The organism is Alcanivorax sp. HI0083 (genome assembly GCF_001635175.1).
Map to the genome: position 1 here is coordinate 1 of NZ_LWFX01000759.1, position 802 is coordinate 802.

General features: G+C 58.4%; 1 pseudogene and 1 riboswitch. The pseudogene reads right to left on the bottom strand.

The annotated features are described in order from the left end of the window. A pseudogene (locus A3754_RS07390) lies at positions 1-232 on the bottom strand (lipid kinase); the annotation flags it as partial. Between the two features lie 56 nt (positions 233-288). Further along, positions 289-428, bottom strand: a riboswitch (guanidine-I (ykkC/yxkD leader). Between the last annotated feature and the right edge of the window lie 374 nt (positions 429-802).

Sequence of the window (802 nt, forward strand, 5' to 3'; positions counted from 1 at the left end):
GGTTGATGGATTCCACGTAGTCGTTGATCTGCACCACGTAGATGTCGATGTCGTACTTGTCGGCCCATTTATCCACGATTTTCTGCTGGGCGCCGTAATCCCACGGCATCCAGCCCACATAGATGGACCAGCATATGCTGAAGGAATCTTTAGCCAGCGCGGTGACCGGCGTGAGTGAGGTGAACAGGGCAAGCGCTGCAACGGCAGCGGTCTTTCGTACGGAACGGGTCATGGTGGAGCTCCTTGGCTACGGACGATGAGGAATCCAATGACAAGGTTGTCATCGTGTCCTCCCGGGCTTTTGTCCCGCCGTGTAACCCCCTGCGGATAGACGTTGTCGCGGGTCTATCGGCGCCAAGAAGGTCGACTGCTCTCGGACCAGGCATCGGCTGCTGACGCAGTCGACCGGAACCCTAGCGGTCTATTGGTGCACATTGTGTTGAGTCGGGAGCCTCTGAAAGACCTTGCATGCAAGGCGTCATTTAGAGGCTCCCTAATGGCAACAAGGCCATTCGATTCCTCTTGCGTAACAAAGCAAAGGGAGTGCCAAGATGGGCCTGGCGAGGAGGGGAAAAGGCGTGCGCCCGCGCGAGCCGTGGGCTGAGGCGAAAGCGGGAGAAAGAAAAGGGGGGTAGTGTGTGTGAGGAGGATGACCATGCCGGCACCTGAATGGGTGCCGGTATGGTGCGTGGTGCGCGGTGATGCGCAATTCTGGTGCGGGTGATTATTCCTCGTGTTCCAGGAAGTCGACCAGTGCTTGCCAGCTTACCTGGTCCGCATGGGCGCTGTAGGCCAGCGGCAT